Origin of the sequence: Pleomorphomonas sp. PLEO, from assembly GCF_041320595.1 — a bacterium.
Classification (GTDB): Bacteria; Pseudomonadota; Alphaproteobacteria; order Rhizobiales; family Pleomorphomonadaceae; genus Pleomorphomonas.
The window spans coordinates 5,256,142-5,272,966 of the sequence record NZ_CP166625.1 but is presented as its reverse complement, the minus strand read 5'-3'; the positions used below and the strand labels follow the sequence as shown (position 1 = coordinate 5,272,966).

The following is a 16,825-nucleotide window of genomic DNA, read 5'->3' as shown; positions in this document are numbered from 1 at the left end:
ATCAAGCGCTTTCGCGGAAGTCGGCATCGTCGTCGTCAGGGCCGCCCATGTCGAGGTCGAGCGCGAAACCACGCACCGCCTCCTGCTGGGCCTTCACCGTCGGACGCTGCGGCTTTGCAGCGGGCGCGCTCAGCTTCTTGGAGGTTGGAACCGATTGGGCGGGACGCCCAGTCGGCTGGCCGGAAGCCGGTCTGGCGGCTGCTCGTCCTGCTGTTTTGCGCTGGGCGGTCTTGGAGCCAGCTGCGGCGTTGTCGACACGGAAGAAGGCGATCGAGGCCTGTAGTTCCTCGGCCTGGGCGGCCAGTTCTTCCGAGGTTGCCGACATCTCTTCGGAGGCGCCGGCGTTCTGCTGCGTCACCTTGTCGAGCTGCTGGATTGCCTGATTGATCTGCGCGCCGCCGATGTCCTGCTCGCGACAAGCTGCGGAAATCTCCGACACCAGTTCGGCGGTCTTGCGGATGTCGGGCACCAAGCGGTTCAGCATGTCGCCGGCCTGCTGGGCGGACGACACCGTGTCGACCGACATCTGCGAGATCTCGGTGGCGGCGGCCTGCGAACGCTCGGCGAGCTTCCTGACTTCCGAGGCGACGACGGCAAAGCCGCGACCATGCTCGCCGGCACGGGCTGCCTCGACGGCGGCGTTGAGGGCGAGAAGGTCGGTCTGGCGGGCGATCTCCTGGACGATACCGATCTTCGCGGCGATGGTCTGCATGGCGGCGACGGCCTGGTTGACGGCCTGACCGGAGATCTCGGCGTCCTTGGCGGACTGGCGGGCGATCTTCTCGGTCTGAGCGGCGTTGTCGGCGTTCTGCTTGATGTTGGAGGCCATCTCTTCCATCGACGAGGACGCTTCCTCGGCCGATGAAGCCTGCTCGGTCGCACCCTGGGCAATCTGCTCGGACGCCGACGACAACTGTTGGCTACCGGCCGACACGTTGTCGGAAGCAACGAGCGCATCGCTGACCACCGAACGAAGCCGCTCGACCATATCCAGCAGCGACTTGCCGAGAATGTCCTTGTCCGAGAGTGGCTTCGGCGTCACGGTGAGGTTGCCGTTCGAGATCTCGGCAGCCATGCCGGCGGTCTCGCGCAGATTGGCGGTCATCTTCTGCATGGCAGAGATCAGGTCCTTGATCTCGTCATTGGCCTTGTGGGCGACATCGTGGCTGAGATCGCCGATGGCAACCGCTTCCGCCAGCTCGACACCGCGCTTAAGACCGCGGGCGATGGAAAGTGACATCCAAAGAGCGATACCGATGGAGAGGATCGCAACGGCGGTAATGAAGGTCAGCAGTATCGTGCGGGACTGGGCGTAGAGGTCGTTTGTCGCCTGGTCTGTCGCATGAAGGTCATCGGAGATGTTCGACGACATGGAGTTAAGTAACCCGAACAACGTATCGTTCAGCTGCTTCACGCCGACCATGCTGATCTGCGCAGCTTCGGCATTACTCTCGGTCGTATTGCGCTGGCCGAGCTCCAGGATGCGCTTCCGCATAGGCTCGCGATCCTGAAATGATTTCAAGAAATCGCTGGCTGCTGCGACGACTTCGGGATTGGTCGACTTTTGAAGGCTCGCCACAAACTCCTGAACTTTGTCCGCACTCGTGTTGGATGTTTTGACGTATCCGTCGATCTGGGCTGCATCCTGGTTCAGGATGCTGTTCTTCTCCGCCCGGATACTGTCATTGAATGCCAAGGCGAGCCCGCGGATATTGTTGAGGTCGGCGGCTGGACCGCTGACGATGTCCGAGATGGCCGAATTGAGCGATGCCAGGTTGGAAATGGCGAGTGTCGCCATGCCGGCCACGAGAGCGATGATGACGGCAAAGGACAGTGCAAGTTTGAGCTTGATGGTGAGACGCATGATACTGGTGTTTCCTATGCTGTGCCCGGACTTCCTGATCCAGGCTCGACATGGAGAAGTTTGGTGGGGGGCTACGGCTCAGTTCGGCTGGCTCGTGCGGCCCTTTGAAGCAAAAATTGCCATGAGATCGGGGAAGATGATGAAGCTACCTTCCCGATGAATCAGGCATTCGATGAACTGCGGCGGCCACTTGAGGCCGACGCGCGGTGGTGGTTCGCCAGCTGCTTTCGACAGCGTGGTAACTTCGTTGACGCGATCGGTTCTGAGCCCGACAAGCGAAGGCGTTCCATCGAGATCCAGCTCGACCACCACGATGCGGCTATCGATGGTGGTGGCAGCCATCGGCATGCCCATGGCGACACGGATATCGGCGAGCGGTATGACCTTGCCGCGGAAATTGATCACCGCGTTGACGAATGGCCGGCTGCCGGGAACGATCGCTTCCGGCAGAAGATCGAGAATCTCGCGGACGATGGCCGCCTCGAGGGCAAAGGTCTCGCCGCCGATCTCGAAGGTCAGTACTTCGATCTCATCGGCGGAGACGTTCTGAACGGCCTTGATCTTGAGGGCTAAATCACTCATGCGATTGCGCGCAATTGCGCCTCCTGCTCCTGGCCGAGCGATACCAGGTTGCCCACGTCGAGGATGAGCGCCACGGAGCCATCACCGAGAATGGTGGCGCCTGAGAACGTGGTCACGTCGTCGTGCAGCTTGGACATCGACTTGATGACGGTCTGGTGGTGACCGATGATCTGGTCGACGATCAGGCCGACGCGCTCCTCGCCGGTCGAAATAACCACCATCTTCTGGTAGAGATCGGGCTTCGTGCCGGTGGCGAACAGCTCGCGCAGGCGGATGAAGGGCACCAGCGTGTCGCGAAGCGACAGGAAGGCACGGCCGCGCGAGCGCAGATCCTCCTCCTGGCTGAGTTCGATACATTCCTCGACGGCCGGCAACGGGATCACGTAGTGACCTTCGCCCACCCTGACGAGCAGGCCATCGATGATGGCCAGTGTCAGTGGAATGCGAAGCGAGACGGTGGACCCTTCTCCGGGACGGCTGGTGAGGTCGATTGAGCCGTGGAGCGACTCGATCGCTTTTTTGACGACATCCATCCCGACGCCTCGGCCGGATAGATTGGTGACCGACGAGGCAGTCGAGAAACCGGGCTGGAAGATCAGCTGGAGCAGCTCCTGATCGGCAAGGGTCGCGCCCGGCTGGATCAGCCCGGCGGCTTCCGCTTTGGCCCTCACCCTGGCGCGATCGATGCCGCGACCGTCGTCGGTCACCGAAATGATCACTTCGCCGCCGGTTTGACGGGCCGACAGGCGAATGCTGCCGGCCTCGGACTTTCCTGCGGCACGGCGAGCTTCGCTGTCCTCCAGGCCGTGGTCGGCGGCGTTGCGGACGAGGTGAACCAGCGGATCGGCGAGACGTTCGATCACCGTCTTGTCCATCTCGGTGCTCTCGCCGTCGGTCGAAAGTTCGATCTTTTTGCCGGTGTCGCGCTGAAGATCGTGCACGAGACGGCGATAGCGATCAAACAGCGTAGCGACCGGCACCATGCGCAGCACCATCATGGTAACGCGCAGTTCGCTGCACAGGCGCTCCATCTCCTCGCTGACGGTACGAAGACCGATATCGCTGCTGGTGGCGGCGATCTGCTGAAGACGGGACTGGACGATGACCAATTCGCCGACACGATCCATCAGTTCGTCGAGACGTTCGGCGGGAACGCGGACGCTTTCCACCTTCCGACGTAGTTTGGGGTCGGCGGGGTCGGCAACCGGACGCGCAGCCACTTCGGAGACTGGCGGCTCCATTGGCGGTGGTTCGGCGGTAATAACGGTCGGCGGCGTGTCGACATTCGCGACGCCCTGCGACCCAGCATCTGTGGACGGCGTACTATCGCTCAGTGCTTCGATTTCGAGGGTCATGTCGTCCATGACGAACAGGAACACATCCTCAATGTCGGCGCGGCTCCGGTCGGTGATCAGCGTCACCTCCCAGGCGAAGTAGAGCGTCGTCGGATCGAGTTTTTCGAGGGGCGGAAGCGCCGATTTGTCGAGTACAACGTGGCATTCGCCCATCGCCCTCAACTCATCAAGGAAGCTCAGCGGATTGGTGCCGTTGATGAAGGTGTTGTCCGGCAGCCCGACCTTGATGCGCCAGGTGGTTGGCATAGTCGGGGTTGCCGCCTTGGTTGGCGTATCCGCGACAGATGTTGCGGCAGGCACAGCCTCGGCGCCGGAAACGGCTGCATGCAAGCGCTCGAGAAGATAGCGCTCCTCGGCAGCGTGGTCGCCGCTGGGATCTTCCACCAGAGCCCGCATGTGATCGCGGGCTTCAAGCACAGCCGAGACCAGCCCTGGTGTTGCTTCTGCCTGCCCTTTGCGGACGCGGTCGAAGGCCGTTTCGCAGTGGTGGGTGAAAGAGGCAAGTCGATCGAAGCCGAACATTGCGCCCGACCCCTTGAGGGTATGCAGGGCGCGGAAGACGGCGTCGACCAGCGTGCGATCGTCGAGACGATGCTCGAGATCAAGCAGACCTTGCTCCATTTGCTCGAGCAGTTCGGCCGCTTCGATGCGGAAGATATCCGCGGGATCGGGATTGCTCATTTGGCGAGCACCTTTTGCACGAGGCGGATCAGCTGATCCGCCTCGAAGGGTTTGACCAGCCAACCGGTGGCACCGGCCGACTTGGCGCGTCCCTTGAGAGCGGGGTCGGATTCCGTGGTGAGAAACAGGATGGGCACGCCGATCTGGTTCGGCAGACGCCGAAGCTCCTCGATCATGCGGAGGCCATCCATGTTTGGCATGTTGAGATCGGTAATGACGAGATCGAAGCGGGTCGTTCGGGCTTTGTTGAGGCCGTCGAGACCGTCGACCGCCTCCGTCACTTTATAGCCGGCTCCGGTGAGGGCGATGCGCGTCGTCATGCGCACCGACATCGAGTCGTCGACGGTCAGAATACTCGCGGTCACTGGGCGGTCTCCTCGTGGAGCCAGAATGAACGATCGGCAATTGTCGCGGCTGTCAGAAGACCGCTGCGGTCTAGCGCGCGCCTAAGCTCGCCGCTGGCCGGCTCAAGAAGAGAAAGGGACTTGCCCTGCTCGGTTGATTTCAGCCTTGCGGCTTCGATAATCTGGAGGAAGCTAAGGTCAACTGACGCGTCTGCGGGTATGGCCAGTTGAAGACTCGAAGATCCTTCCATCGCTTCTACGAGAGTAGAATAAGATGCGCGGATGTCTGAAACGCAAAGATTTGGATGCATCCGAATGACGGTTGGTTTCTCCATTGGACGGCTCCTGATAACGACGAAAATATGGAGCGCAATTGCTAAATTTCGATAAATCTCCCCATTTTGCTATCGAATTAAAAGAGAGGAAGTTCGATATAGATTCATGAGGATCCGAACGTGTGCGTTAATACTCCAGAGTCAACAGACTCGTATTGCGAGTACTAAGCTTGTAACAAACCGCAAGAATCGCGAACATTTAGCGGGGAAACGCTTTTGGTTCGGCGTCTGCGGACTCGTAAAGGTTGTCGCGGTAGTAAACGAAGGTGAGAGCCCTTAATGATTGTGAGGCCATGAAAAAAATGCCTACGTAGTATTACTTATTCACGTAGAGGTTAGCGTCGTTGGCCTGGGAATTATTGCCAAACGGACAACTTATCGATCGCGCCGTCGGCTGGCTTCGGACCGGAATGGCACGTCAGCGCTGCGATATGCGATGGCATTTGGCTCTACGGCATCTTGTCGAGTTCGACACCGCCAGACTGTGTGGGGAAGTATACTTGGCCTCTTGTCCGGCCGTTATTCCTGTCGATCAACTGGTGGGACAGCACTTTGTGAAGCCCAGCCGGGAGCCCCTTCTTCATCGTCACGAAGCGTACGGGCGATTTCCTCAATGTCCGGCCATTTCTCGCAGAACACTGTGACGCAGTCCGGATCGAAATGGCTGCCCGCCAGGCGCACGATCTCGTCGAAGGCGCGTTGAAGCGGCCATGCCTCCTTATAAGGGCGTGCCGAGGTCAGCGCGTCGAAGACATCGGCGATGGCGGTGATGCGCGCTTCGATCGGGATAGCGGTGCCCGAGACACCACGCGGATAGCCGCTGCCATCCCACTTTTCGTGGTGGCCACCGATAATGGCGACCGCGACGCGAATGAGTTCGGAGGTGCCGTTGTCGAGAAGCCGGACTCCATAGTCCACATGCTCGCGAATTTCGGCCATTTCCTCTGGAGTGAGCCGGCCTGGTTTGTTCAGCACCGCGTCTCGGATGCCGATTTTGCCGATGTCGTGCAATGGTGCCGCGAGATGGATCATTTGGCAGAAGTTGGGGGCGAGAGCGAGGCCCTTGGCAATCACCAGGCTAATGGCCGCCACACGCGACACATGGGCGCCGGTACCGCCATCGCGCATTTCTATGGCGCGCGCCAGACGCCAGATCATTTCCCTCTCGCGGGACGCCAGTTCGGCTGTTGCCTCGCGCACCGCCGCCTCAAGTTTATGGGCGTGGGCTGCGAGCTCGATTTGAGTACGCCGAAGCGAGATCAGGTTCGTGACCCTTGCCCGCAGTTCGATAGGGTCGAAGGGCTTGTTCAGAAAATCGTTGACCCCAGCAAGAATTGCTTTGAGCCTTATCTCGCTATCCTGCTCGGCGGTAATCATCACAATGGGAATGGCGTGATAGTCGGGCCGCCGGCGCAGGGCCTCGGTAACCTCGATGCCTGTGAGTTTCGGCATCAGATAGTCGACCACCACAAGATCATATTGCCGCGTGGTCGCGAGCGCCAAAGCTTCCTCAGGCGTGTCACAGAGATCGAGAACGAGGTCCGGTATTTCGGTGAGGGCGGTGCCCATCCACAACAATACCGATTTGCTATCGTCGACGATGAGCGCCCGCATGGGTCTATTGGATTTATTGGACAAGCCATGACCTTCAGTGAGCACGGTCTGGTTTCCTCCGGCGGCGCCCAGAAGCAGGAGTATAGGGCATGGCCCAAGCCGATCATCACCACCCATCTTGGCAGGCAAGGATGAAATAACGGTTCATCCCGCTGGAAGAACCCAGACAACGTTAGAAGAGCGGATTCGCGTGGCAATTCACGATGCGCTGGTGCCCGCTAGAACTTGTTAGCCGGCATGCGATGTGGCTTACGAAGCCGAGATGACTCGGCAGGCGCTCGCTGGCCCAAGGCGAATGCGTCGCCTTCCCGCTTGCCCCAAGTCTTTGCGGCGCAGGTGGCGGATGCGGGACCGGGCGGTTCGGTCACGGCCTTTCGCACGCAGAGTTCGCAATCGCCGCAAAGGCTTTCTTGGAGCGGGTTGTTCTTCGATCAGCCAAAGCGGCCGGTGATGTAATCGGCCGTGCGCTTGTCCCGCGGGTTGGTGAAAATTTTCTCCGTGGCACCAAACTCAACCAGTTCGCCGAGATACATGAAGGCAGTGTAGTCCGACGAGCGGGCTGCCTGTTGCATGTTGTGCGTTACGATGGCGATGCAGTAGTCCGAGCGAAGCTCGGAAATGAGTTCCTCAACCTTGGCGGTGGAGATCGGATCGAGCGCCGAGGCCGGCTCATCGAGAAGGACGACCGCCGGTTCGGTTGCGATGGTGCGGGCAATGCAGAGGCGCTGCTGCTGACCGCCGGAAAGGCTGAGCCCACTCTGGTTGAGCTTGTCCTTGACCTCGGCCCAGAGCGCGGCGCGCTTAAGGGCATATTCCACCCGGTCGTCGAGTTCTGATTTCGGCAGGGAATGGTAGAGCCGGATCCCGAATGCGATGTTCTCGTAGATGGTCATCGGGAACGGCGTCGGCTTCTGAAACACCATGCCGACCATGGCGCGCAGGGCGTTGAGATCTTGGTCGCGGTCGAGGATGTTGCGGCCGCCGATCATGACGGAGCCCTCCGCCCGCTGCCTGGGGTAGAGGTCATAGATGCGGTTGAAGATGCGCAGCAGCGTCGACTTGCCGCAACCGGATGGCCCCACGAAAGCGGTGACGCGCCGATCCTCGAGATCGAGATTGACGTTCTTCAGCGCCTGGAACTTGTCATAGTAGAAGTGCAGGTCGCGGACCGATACCTTGACTGCGGCGGTTTCGGCGTCGGCCGGTTTGGTATGCACTCTGGGACGGGGAGCGAGCGTTTGGCCGGCCATCGTCAAACCTTCAATTGGCTGCGCGACGAAACAACCCGCGCCAGCACGTTGAGAACGAGAATCGTAAAGGTGATCAGGAAGGCGCCGCCCCAGGCGAGTTGTTGCCAATCGTCATAGGGACTGAGGGCGAAGCGATAGATCACCACCGGCAGGTTCGCCATGGGCGCGTTGAGGTCCGTCGACCAGAACTGATTGTTGAGCGCCGTGAACAGCAGCGGTGCCGTTTCGCCGGAGACGCGCGCCGCCGCGAGCAGCACGCCGGTGAGCATGCCGCTGCCGGCCGCTCGCCAGACGATCGACACCATCACCCGCCATTCCGGCGCGCCAAGCGCCGCCGCCGCCTCGCGCAGCGGCACCGGCACCAAGCCGATCATATCCTGCGTCGAACGCACGATGACCGGCAGTGCGATCAGCGATAGGGCAATCGAGCCGGCCCAGGCCGAATAGTGCTGCATCGGCAGCACGGTGAAGCCATAGACGAACAGGCCGACCAGGATCGACGGAGCCGATAGCAGGATGTCGTTGATGAACCGGGCGACGCTGCCGAACCGGCTGTCGCGGCCATATTCGGCGAGATAGGTGCCGGCGAGCAAGCCGATCGGCGTGGCGATCAGCATGGCGAGCCCGGTCATCATCGCCGATCCGACGATGGCGTTGGCAAGGCCACCCCGGCTGCCGGGAGGTGGCGTTTCCAGCGTGAACAGATCCAGGTTGATCGCCGACAGGCCACGCGAAACCAGCGTCCAGCCGATCAGGGTCAGAAACGCGAGCCCTACCAGCGCTGTTGCGACCGAAAGCGACAGAACGACGATATTGACCACGCCGCGGCGGCGTACTCGGGCGCTCATCGGCGGCCCTCCCGCTTGTCGATCGCCATGAGCATCCATTTGGCGAGCGCCAGGACCACGAAGGTGATCAGGAATAGGACGAGGCCGAGCGCGATCAACGCCGACAGGTGCTGTTCCTCGAAAGCTTCGTTGAATTCGTTGGCGATCGCCGCCGAAATGGTCGTTCCAGGCGCCAGGAGCGACGCGCTGATCTGGTAGGTGTTGCCGATCACGAAGGTGACCGCCATCGTCTCGCCGAGCGCCCGGCCGAGGCCGAGCATCACCCCGCCGATGAGACCGACGCGGCAGTAGGGAATGACGATCTTCCAGACGACTTCCGTGGTGGTGCAGCCCATGCCATAGGCGGATTCGCGCAGGAGCGGCGGCACGGTCATGAACACATCGCGGGTAATCGAGGTGATGTAGGGCAACACCATGATGGCGAGAACGATCCCACCGTCGAGAATCCCGATGCCGAACGGCGGCCCTTGGAACAGCACGCCGATGATCGGCAGCGGGCCGAGATAATCGATCAGTACGGGTTGGACATATTCCTGCAATACCGGCGTCAGGTAGAATAAACCCCAAATACCAAAGACCACGCTCGGGATGCCGGCCAGGAGTTCGATAGCCGTGCCGATCGGCCGCCGCAGGACTCCAGGGCAGATCTCGGTCAGGAACATGGCGATGCCGAAGCTGACCGGGATGCCGATCACCATGGCGATTGTCGCCGTGATCAGGGTGCCGGTGATCGGAGCGAGCGCGCCGTAGATGTCTTCGACCGTGTCCCAGTCGGACGTCCAGAAGAAGGATGGCCCCATCGCGGTCAACGCCGGGATGGCGCCATGGACGAGGAAAACGATCATACCGGCAAGCACGACCACGACGAGCGCGGCCGACAGGAAGGTGATGGCGCGGAATATGGCGTCCTGCCAGCGGTAAAGACGCAATGTACCGGTCATCTCGGGAGCGACCCGTTGCTCATCGATGGCTGCGGCAAGGGTTTCATCGGTCATCGAGCAGAGCACCGCCGTGAGGATGGCGACCGGGCTTTAGTCGGTCGTGGAGACGGGGGCGCACCCGTGTGTGCGCCCCCGCAAGCTTCCTGTCGCGAACTCGCGACTGCTATTACGAACCCGGCTTGTAGAGCGGGGCGTTATTGTCGCCAGCGGTGACGTCACGAACCCAAGTGGCGCGGACCGAGGCCTTGACGGCGGCCGGCATCGGCACGTAGTCGAGCGCCTTGGCGGCGGCATCGCCGTTCGAATAGGCCCAGTCGAAGAACTTCAGAGCTTCGGCGGTAGCCGGCGGGGCCTTCGGACGAGCCTCGACCAGGATGAAGGTCGCGGCGGTCATCGGCCAAGCCTGGGCGCCGCTCTGATTGGCGAGGATCAGGTAGAAGCCAACGGCCTTCGACCAGTCGGCGCTGGCGGCGGCGGCGGTGAAGGCCGAGACGTCCGGAGAGACGACATTGCCGGCGGCGTTGACCATCTTGGTGAAGGCAACGTTGTTCTGCTTGGCATAGGCGTATTCGACAAAGCCGATCGAATTGGCGGTCTGCTTCACAGTGGCGGCGACGCCGTCATTGCCCTTGGCACCGATGCCTCCCGGCCACTTCACGCTGTTGCCCGAGCCGATCGACGACTTGAACGACGCGCTGACCTGCGAAAGGTAGTAGGTGAAGTTGAAGTTGGTGCCCGATGCGTCCGAGCGCCACACGGTGGCAATCGCTGTCGCCGGCAGGGTGAGGCCGGGGTTCAGCTTGGTGATCGCCGCGTCATTCCAGGTCTTGATCTTGCCGGCGTAGATGTCGGCGAGCGTCGGGCCATCGAGAACCATCTTGTTGGGGCCGATGCCCTTGAGGTTCACGATCGGGACGATGCCGCCCATGACGGTGGGGAACTGGACGAGGCCGGCGGCAGCCAGCGCGTCCTTCTTGAGCGGATTGTCGGTGGCACCGAAAGTGACGGTCTTGGCCTTGATCTGCTTGACGCCGCCGCCCGAACCGATTGCCTGGTAGTTAAGGCCGACGCCGGTCTTGGCCTTGTAGCTCTCGGCCCACTTGGAATAGAGCGGGTAGGGGAAGGTGGCGCCAGCGCCGGTGATCTCGGCGGCGGCAGCGGAGCCTGCCACGATGCCGGCGCCGAGGAGGAGCGCGCCGAGCTTCAGCGCGACGGACTTAAGGATTACCATAGGGTGGCCCCCAATAACTATTCATTGCCGACTGCGGTTGCAGCGGCAGCCTGCATCGCATAGGCCACCCGTGTGTCAGTTATGCTTCAGTTTTGTGAATGTTGCCCGACGCGCCGTCATTTCCGGAAAGCTGGCTCAAAGTCTCGCACCAACAAGGCGGGCTGTATTTGCCTGAAGTGGAGGTATTCGCCTCGCGTGGCTCGATCGTCCGCGCAACGCTAATGTCCCAAATCCAGCGAAAAACTATGGCTAAGAGAAACGCCTGCCGTATTTTGCAGGCGGCTTCCGGCGCTTGACCGCGTGATCGGGCTTCTGGCTGCGTTTCCAGTCAGATCGTCCAGACGATCGTAGAGGTCCAGCGACCATGTCGGAGAAATTTGGTAGCTGATCGAGGCGGTAAGACCGACCGATTTAAGTCCCCCTCCGGCATTGTAAGCCGAGAGACCCGACAAAGCGGCCTCGTGGGGCGAAACGCCAAAATAGCTTTGCATATATGATGCGTCGGCAAAGGAGAGGCGGGGGCCTAGCGCAAGGACCCAATCACTGCCCAGACGTTTGAACCAATCGATACCCGTATCGACCTCCAGGCCGCTGCCGTTGGTAAGGGCCTGTCGGATTTCTGTTCGGAAGCGCAGTTGGTCGGGAACAACCCAGGTTTGAAGAAAAACGCCCGCGTCTACGTCGAAGGACAGATCGTGCAATCCAGGGAAGCCCGCGGCGGATGAATTGCGCCGGTCCCGAAAGCCGATCACCGGGCCAAACTCAAAGCCTGCGATGTCCAGGAGGCTATAGTCGATACCGTCATCGGTAGCCGACAATTCCTCGACCTCGTCGAAACGTCGGATATCGATTGAAGGCAACCCACTTATGCCCTGCCGACGCGCACCTGGGTAATCCGGCGCCATCTCGACGGAGCCGCCCAGAGTGATGATGAAACCCGAATCCGGTGTGGACGCGGTCTGACCATCAACTGCGTGGGCCGGAACGGTCGAGAAGAACGCAGCCAGGACCGGGAGGCCTGCCAAGAGAGGGCTGCTTTTCGACCAACGCATCGTGCATATGCCCCAAAGTAACTCTGCTGTACCGCTATTGCTGGTTTGTCCGGCGCCCCGGTCTTTCTGCCCCAGGCTCGTTGGATACCAAGTCAGGCTGATGCGAATATGAAGCGGCAAGGCTCCGTTTGCCGACACCTCTTTCGCACTGCGGGTTCAGCGTTCGGAGGCAAGTTACGACGTGGATTTTTCGATGAACCTGCCTTCGCTGGGTAAGCCATAGCAGAGCGCAGGCGCCCATTGCGGCGCGAAGTCTCATTGTCCCTGGCGTGCCGGACTATCGACCGGCGAGTCTATTCGGCCAAGAAACCGGAGCGGCGGTCACGACACAATGATCGCCGCGCCATGCTTGAGGCTTGATCGGTCAGGAACGCTTAGGCTTCAGCATTCGCATCAGCGTCTCATCCTTCAGCAGGAAGTGATGATAGAGCGCTGCCGCTGCATGAAGAATGATAAGAACAATAAAGACGGGCTTACCAATGGTGTGTATGTCACCCCATGGGTCCCCGACGTACTTCGCCAGCAAACCGGTTACCGGAACGACGACCAGGAGGGCGTAGAATAGCCAATGCATCGCCGAGGCGGCCAGTGTTGCCAAGCCTGGTGTGCCAATTACCTCGGGAGTTCCTGTGAAAACTCGAACAATGAGACGGATCACCAGCAATACGAGTATAGCAATGCCTACCCACAGATGAGCCGATGAAAGCTGAAGATCGCCCGCGCTTGGTGTCGCCCCTTCCTCGAGGGCATCGACGACATTTGTCATGCTTTCGCCGAACACGAGTTGAAATAAGACGGCGACAACAATTAGCCAGTGTAGCGTTATTTGTATTGTCGAATATCCGTCGACAGTTTTCTTCACCATGCTAGCCCCCTACGATTGACCAAAGCGCAAAGCAGCTCTGGCTGACTTAAAACTAGACGATTTCGCGCCTTGCTACATTGTGGCACTTTGGGTGAAATTGGACGTCTGGGTTTTAATTGTTTTAGTCTATCGGCTTATTGTGCATTGGAAGTTCCGTTCTCGAAGGGGGGTGCCACAAGGCCGATTTTGTCTGGTCTGTGGCCGGCTCCCAAAGGATCACATTCGTCCGAAATCGGGGGTCAAGACGCTAGAGAACCAGAACGCCGTGCTGCAAAGCCTGATTATCCGGTTCGATATGGATGGTGACGGTGACGTCGCCAAACTCGTCCTTGATGGCTTGTTCGACCTTATCACAAATGTCGTGGGCTTCACTGACGCTAATCGCTCCGGGAACGACTAGATGGAATTCGACAAAAGTCATCTTGCCGGCGTGGCGCGTTTTTAGATCGTGGACTTCGATGGCGCCTATGGCTGCCGCCGAAATGATGGCGCGCATGGAAGCGAGCCTGTCGTCCGGGACCGACTCGTCGAGCAGCCCGCTGAGCGAGGATTTCACAACCTTCCAGCCCGACCATAGGATGTTGAGGGCAACGAGGCTGGCCAGTATCGGATCGAGAACATACCAGCCCGTGATCACCGCCAGGAGGACGCCGACAACAACAGCGCCGGACGATATTACGTCGGAAAGTAGATGATGGCCATCTGCCACCAAGGCCGGCGACTTATGCCTGCGACCTTGCACGAGCAGCATCCAGCACCAGAAGCCGTTAATCGCCGTGGCGAGGCCGTTGATCAGTAGACCTTCGAAGGGGGCATCGAGCGGGCGCGGGTTCAGAATGCCTTTGTAGGCTGCCTCGATAATCAGCAAGGCGGCGACGATGATCATCACCCCTTCTAGAACGGCACTAAAAAACTCGGCCTTGTGATGCCCATAGGGGTGTTGCAGATCAGCGGGAGTGGAGGCAACGCGGAGGGCGATCAAAACCACGAGCGCAGTGACGACATTCACGATGCTTTCCAGCGCATCCGACATCAGGGCGACCGAGCCCGTGAGCCAGTAGGCGATGGCCTTCAGCCCGAGGACGGCGATGCCGACGACGAGACTGCCAATGGCCAAGCGAAGCGTTGGGGTCATAGAATCGTGTCCGATCAATCTGCGATAGGGTTTCATTAAAGCAATGTCGGGGGTGGGCACAATGTATACGAAGGGCCTTTTGAAAAATACATGAGATATTTGGCGATAATGGGAACCATTACCAAATATCGATACGGATTTTGAAGTCTATTAAGCCAGCGTCAAGCAAATGAAGCGCGTGCTACATTCCTTCTGACGGATGCGTCCGCCAATTAACTGGGTGCGCGATCTCGTTGGCCAACCCACTACTGAGCCACGAGTCGCGCCCGCAGGTCCAACGATCCGTAATGGCGGAGAGCGTCGCGCCTGCGCAAACTCTGCACAAAAATCCTGACCAGCTGCTGAAAACCGCCCCATTCATTGTCTGTGCGGATGATGGTCCCGGCATCTCGCCGGCCAATCGCACGCACATCTTCGATCCTTTTTTCACCACCCATCGTGCCGCTGGCGGTACCGGCATGGGCCTTTCGATCGCCCGTGCCATGGTGGAGACTCACCGGGGCAGCCTCGATCTCGTCGATAGTGTCAGGGGTGCCGCCTTCCTGATCGACCTGCCTGTCGGCGGCACGTCACCAGACAAAATTCTCGATTGCTCGTGAGGTGGTGGCAGGGCCAGTTCTCCCGGGTAGTGGGCGACGCCAATTCGGGTAGAGTGCCTGAAGACTTCGACAGGGATTGGTCCGGCCATGACGACGGAAGACCTCGCTTGCTTTAACATACGCCAATCAACGACAGCGCTGTTCCGTCGGATTAATCTGACGCAGGCCGCGTTGATGGTCGTCTGTTCCGGCCGGAAGACGCTCGTCTTGCCAGACGGTCGGGTGCTAGCCGCCAACCCTGGAGAAGCAATCGCCGTCAGCGGTGGTCTCGTCGTCGACGTGGGCAACGACCCAGGATCAAGCCCCGACTATCGGGCGGAAGTCTTTATGTTTTCCAACAGCTGGCTAAACAGCCTGCCCTCCCGGACGGGGGATGATTGCGGCGCCGTTCGCGTTTCCGCGGATTTTTCTGAGACGATTTCCGCGTGCCGCCGAATAGTGAGCGAGAGCGAAGCGCTTCCGGCTGCGGTCCGCGCGCATCGGCTTTTGGAAGTTCTGGTCTGGCTCGAAAGCGAGGGCATTGCCCTTCATGGCGCGCCGGATACCTTGGCAGCGCGAATCCGGCGAATGGTCGCCGATCGACCCGAGCGGTCGTGGACCACAGAAGAGGTTGTCGCGGCGCTCGCCGAAGAGGGCCACGCCATGAGCGCGGCGACCCTGCGCCGGCGGCTGTCAGGCGAAGGAGCGGGGCTGACAGAGATTATCACCGACACGCGGCTTTCACTTGCGCTCGCCCGACTTCAGGCGAGCGAGGCACCCGTCAATCTGATTGCCGCCGAATGTGGATATGACAGCGCCTCCCGCTTTGCCATCCGCTTTCGTGCACGCTTTGGCCTGTCGCCTTCCGAAATTCGCCAGAAAAACGACATTGAGCGGATCGGCACCACCAATGAGCGGCGCGGCGTCGCGCTACGGGTGGTCGCGGGCTAGCTTTTTCATCTCTCAACCAACTGAGGATGGAAAAGATGTTTCGCCACGTCATGATCGCCGGCGCCTTGTTGTTTTTCACCGGAACGGCGATGGCCGATGAATTCCGACTGAGGAGCACCGACGTAGCCGAAGGAAAAGAGCTTGCCAGTGCGCAGGTCTTCAACGGCTTAGGCTGCGATGGAGGGAATACATCGCCCCAATTGTCTTGGCAGAATGCCCCTGCCGGGACGAAAAGCTTCGCTGTCACAGCCTATGATCCGGATGCTCCGACGGGCTCCGGTTTCTGGCACTGGGTGGTGTTCAACATCCCGGCTTCGGTCACCAAACTTGACGGCGGTGCCGGATCGGGCAAAGGATTACCAGCGGGCGCAGTCCAAAGCCGCACGGATTTCGGCGCGCCGGGCTTCGGCGGTGCCTGCCCGCCACCCGGCGCCGTTCATCGCTATATTTTCAAGGTGACCGCGCTCAAGGTCGAGGCGCTTGATCTGCCGGTTGAGACAAGTGCCGCCATGGTCGGCTTCATGACCAACGCCAACGCGCTTGGCAGCGCCAGCATCACCGCCGTCTATACCAAGTAACCAGATGGCCGGCATCTATCGGATGTCGGCTTTCATCCCGAGGGAGCGACATGATGACCAAGGGCATTATTGCTGCGGAAGCACCCCCTCGCGCCAAGGCGTCTCTCCTGCCCGAGCCGTTCGCAACCCGCGTCTCCGCCCGTATCAAGCGGCCGCTTGGAGACCTTTTCGGGTTGAAGAGCTTCGGCGTAAATCACGTCACCATACCGCCGGGAGCTATCACCTCGCTCTACCACCGCCATGGCGTTCAGGACGAATTCGTCTTGGTGCTGACCGGCACGCTGGTCCTCATCCACGACAGTGGCGAAACGGTGCTGGAGGCGGGCATGTGCGCGGGCTTTCCGGCGGGTGGCACGGCGCATCATCTCATCAATCGCGCGGACGAGCCGGCCACCTATCTTGAGATCGGCGACCGTCAGCGGGGTGACACGGTCGAGTATCCCAACGACGATCTCCAGTTGACGATGGACGACACGGGGCAGTGGGTTGCCAGCCACAAGAACGGCGCGCCTTACGCCTGACGGTCAGGGGAGTCTGGCAATTCCCGCCTCAGGACATGCAATATCCATCGCAACGACCCCCATGCGGATCGTTTCGCAGGACGCTCAAATTCCAAAAAGC

17 protein-coding genes are annotated in these 16,825 nt (G+C 60.3%); 4 read left to right on the top strand and 13 right to left on the bottom strand.

The features are described 5' to 3' along the window. Position 1 precedes the first annotated feature (1 nt). From AB6N07_RS24365 to AB6N07_RS24305, 13 genes are all read right to left on the bottom strand, one after another. A complete protein-coding gene (locus tag AB6N07_RS24365; protein ID WP_370675619.1) occupies positions 2-1,864 on the bottom strand; it encodes a methyl-accepting chemotaxis protein in 1,863 nt (620 codons plus the stop codon). Between the two features lie 78 nt (positions 1,865-1,942). Further along, positions 1,943-2,446, bottom strand: coding sequence for a chemotaxis protein CheW (locus tag AB6N07_RS24360; RefSeq protein WP_370675618.1), 504 nt, complete (start codon positions 2,444-2,446; stop codon positions 1,943-1,945). Next, a complete protein-coding gene (locus AB6N07_RS24355; RefSeq protein WP_370675617.1) occupies positions 2,443-4,482 on the bottom strand; it encodes a chemotaxis protein CheA in 2,040 nt (679 codons plus the stop codon). The genes AB6N07_RS24360 and AB6N07_RS24355 overlap by 4 nt, the downstream gene beginning before the upstream one ends. Next, entirely contained in the window at positions 4,479-4,847 is a 369-nt protein-coding gene (locus AB6N07_RS24350; RefSeq protein WP_370675616.1) for a response regulator, read from the bottom strand. The genes AB6N07_RS24355 and AB6N07_RS24350 overlap by 4 nt, the downstream gene beginning before the upstream one ends. Further along, positions 4,844-5,161 (bottom strand): hypothetical protein, encoded by a 318-nt coding sequence (locus tag AB6N07_RS24345; protein ID WP_370675615.1) that lies wholly within the window; start codon positions 5,159-5,161, stop codon positions 4,844-4,846. Before AB6N07_RS24345 ends, AB6N07_RS24350 begins: the two co-directional genes overlap by 4 nt. 519 nt (positions 5,162-5,680) lie before the next feature. After that, positions 5,681-6,775, bottom strand: coding sequence for an HD domain-containing phosphohydrolase (locus tag AB6N07_RS24340; RefSeq protein ID WP_370675614.1), 1,095 nt, complete (start codon positions 6,773-6,775; stop codon positions 5,681-5,683). Between the two features lie 431 nt (positions 6,776-7,206). Next, on the bottom strand, positions 7,207-8,025 hold the full coding sequence (pstB, locus tag AB6N07_RS24335) for a phosphate ABC transporter ATP-binding protein PstB (protein ID WP_370675613.1): 819 nt from the start codon (positions 8,023-8,025) through the stop codon (positions 7,207-7,209). A 2-nt stretch (positions 8,026-8,027) separates the two neighbouring features. Then, on the bottom strand, positions 8,028-8,873 hold the full coding sequence (gene pstA / locus AB6N07_RS24330; RefSeq protein ID WP_370675612.1) for a phosphate ABC transporter permease PstA: 846 nt from the start codon (positions 8,871-8,873) through the stop codon (positions 8,028-8,030). After that, positions 8,870-9,868: a phosphate ABC transporter permease subunit PstC gene (pstC, locus tag AB6N07_RS24325; RefSeq protein WP_370675611.1), complete on the bottom strand. Its 999-nt coding sequence runs from the start codon at positions 9,866-9,868 to the stop codon at positions 8,870-8,872. The genes pstA and pstC overlap by 4 nt, the downstream gene beginning before the upstream one ends. Before the next feature lie 112 nt (positions 9,869-9,980). After that, positions 9,981-11,045, bottom strand: coding sequence for a phosphate ABC transporter substrate-binding protein PstS (gene pstS, locus AB6N07_RS24320; RefSeq protein ID WP_370675610.1), 1,065 nt, complete (start codon positions 11,043-11,045; stop codon positions 9,981-9,983). Positions 11,046-11,263: 218 nt separating this feature from the next. Next, positions 11,264-12,217, bottom strand: a complete 954-nt coding sequence (locus AB6N07_RS24315; protein ID WP_370675609.1) for a MipA/OmpV family protein — start codon at positions 12,215-12,217, stop codon at positions 11,264-11,266. Positions 12,218-12,461: 244 nt separating this feature from the next. Further along, positions 12,462-12,962, bottom strand: a complete 501-nt coding sequence (locus AB6N07_RS24310; protein ID WP_370675608.1) for a cytochrome b — start codon at positions 12,960-12,962, stop codon at positions 12,462-12,464. Between the two features lie 247 nt (positions 12,963-13,209). Beyond that, positions 13,210-14,133 carry a cation diffusion facilitator family transporter gene (locus AB6N07_RS24305; protein ID WP_370675607.1) on the bottom strand — a complete coding sequence of 308 codons (924 nt, stop codon included), beginning with the start codon at positions 14,131-14,133 and terminating at the stop codon, positions 13,210-13,212. Positions 14,134-14,384: 251 nt separating this feature from the next. Here AB6N07_RS24305 and AB6N07_RS24300 point away from each other — a divergent pair, with 251 nt between their 5' ends. From AB6N07_RS24300 to AB6N07_RS24285, 4 genes are all read left to right on the top strand, one after another. Further along, complete coding sequence (locus tag AB6N07_RS24300; RefSeq protein WP_370675606.1) at positions 14,385-14,696, top strand: ATP-binding protein; 312 nt, start codon at positions 14,385-14,387, stop codon at positions 14,694-14,696. 327 nt (positions 14,697-15,023) lie between these two features. Then, positions 15,024-15,626 (top strand): helix-turn-helix transcriptional regulator, encoded by a 603-nt coding sequence (locus AB6N07_RS24295; protein WP_370675605.1) that lies wholly within the window; start codon positions 15,024-15,026, stop codon positions 15,624-15,626. Positions 15,627-15,661: 35 nt separating this feature from the next. Beyond that, the gene (locus AB6N07_RS24290) at positions 15,662-16,204 is read left to right on the top strand and encodes a YbhB/YbcL family Raf kinase inhibitor-like protein (RefSeq protein ID WP_370675604.1); all 543 of its coding nucleotides are present in this window, start codon (positions 15,662-15,664) and stop codon (positions 16,202-16,204) included. Between the two features lie 53 nt (positions 16,205-16,257). Further along, the gene (locus AB6N07_RS24285; RefSeq protein WP_370675603.1) at positions 16,258-16,725 is read left to right on the top strand and encodes a cupin domain-containing protein; all 468 of its coding nucleotides are present in this window, start codon (positions 16,258-16,260) and stop codon (positions 16,723-16,725) included. The last annotated feature ends 100 nt before the right edge of the window (positions 16,726-16,825 follow it).

What these genes read in the sequence shown, in the direction of transcription:
- pstB (WP_370675613.1), bottom strand. Translation starts at nt 8,025, where the DNA reads ATGGCCGGCCAAACGCTCGCTCCCCGTCCCAGAGTGCATACCAAACCG.
- pstC (WP_370675611.1), bottom strand. Translation starts at nt 9,868, where the DNA reads ATGACCGATGAAACCCTTGCCGCAGCCATCGATGAGCAACGGGTCGCT.
- AB6N07_RS24295 (WP_370675605.1), top strand. Translation starts at nt 15,024, where the DNA reads ATGTTTTCCAACAGCTGGCTAAACAGCCTGCCCTCCCGGACGGGGGAT.
- AB6N07_RS24340 (WP_370675614.1), bottom strand. Translation starts at nt 6,775, where the DNA reads ATGCGGGCGCTCATCGTCGACGATAGCAAATCGGTATTGTTGTGGATG.
- AB6N07_RS24365 (WP_370675619.1), bottom strand. Translation starts at nt 1,864, where the DNA reads ATGCGTCTCACCATCAAGCTCAAACTTGCACTGTCCTTTGCCGTCATC.
- AB6N07_RS24305 (WP_370675607.1), bottom strand. Translation starts at nt 14,133, where the DNA reads ATGAAACCCTATCGCAGATTGATCGGACACGATTCTATGACCCCAACG.
- pstS (WP_370675610.1), bottom strand. Translation starts at nt 11,045, where the DNA reads ATGGTAATCCTTAAGTCCGTCGCGCTGAAGCTCGGCGCGCTCCTCCTC.
- AB6N07_RS24355 (WP_370675617.1), bottom strand. Translation starts at nt 4,482, where the DNA reads ATGAGCAATCCCGATCCCGCGGATATCTTCCGCATCGAAGCGGCCGAA.
- AB6N07_RS24290 (WP_370675604.1), top strand. Translation starts at nt 15,662, where the DNA reads ATGTTTCGCCACGTCATGATCGCCGGCGCCTTGTTGTTTTTCACCGGA.
- pstA (WP_370675612.1), bottom strand. Translation starts at nt 8,873, where the DNA reads ATGAGCGCCCGAGTACGCCGCCGCGGCGTGGTCAATATCGTCGTTCTG.
- AB6N07_RS24285 (WP_370675603.1), top strand. Translation starts at nt 16,258, where the DNA reads ATGACCAAGGGCATTATTGCTGCGGAAGCACCCCCTCGCGCCAAGGCG.
- AB6N07_RS24345 (WP_370675615.1), bottom strand. Translation starts at nt 5,161, where the DNA reads ATGGAGAAACCAACCGTCATTCGGATGCATCCAAATCTTTGCGTTTCA.
- AB6N07_RS24310 (WP_370675608.1), bottom strand. Translation starts at nt 12,962, where the DNA reads ATGGTGAAGAAAACTGTCGACGGATATTCGACAATACAAATAACGCTA.
- AB6N07_RS24300 (WP_370675606.1), top strand. Translation starts at nt 14,385, where the DNA reads ATGGCGGAGAGCGTCGCGCCTGCGCAAACTCTGCACAAAAATCCTGAC.
- AB6N07_RS24360 (WP_370675618.1), bottom strand. Translation starts at nt 2,446, where the DNA reads ATGAGTGATTTAGCCCTCAAGATCAAGGCCGTTCAGAACGTCTCCGCC.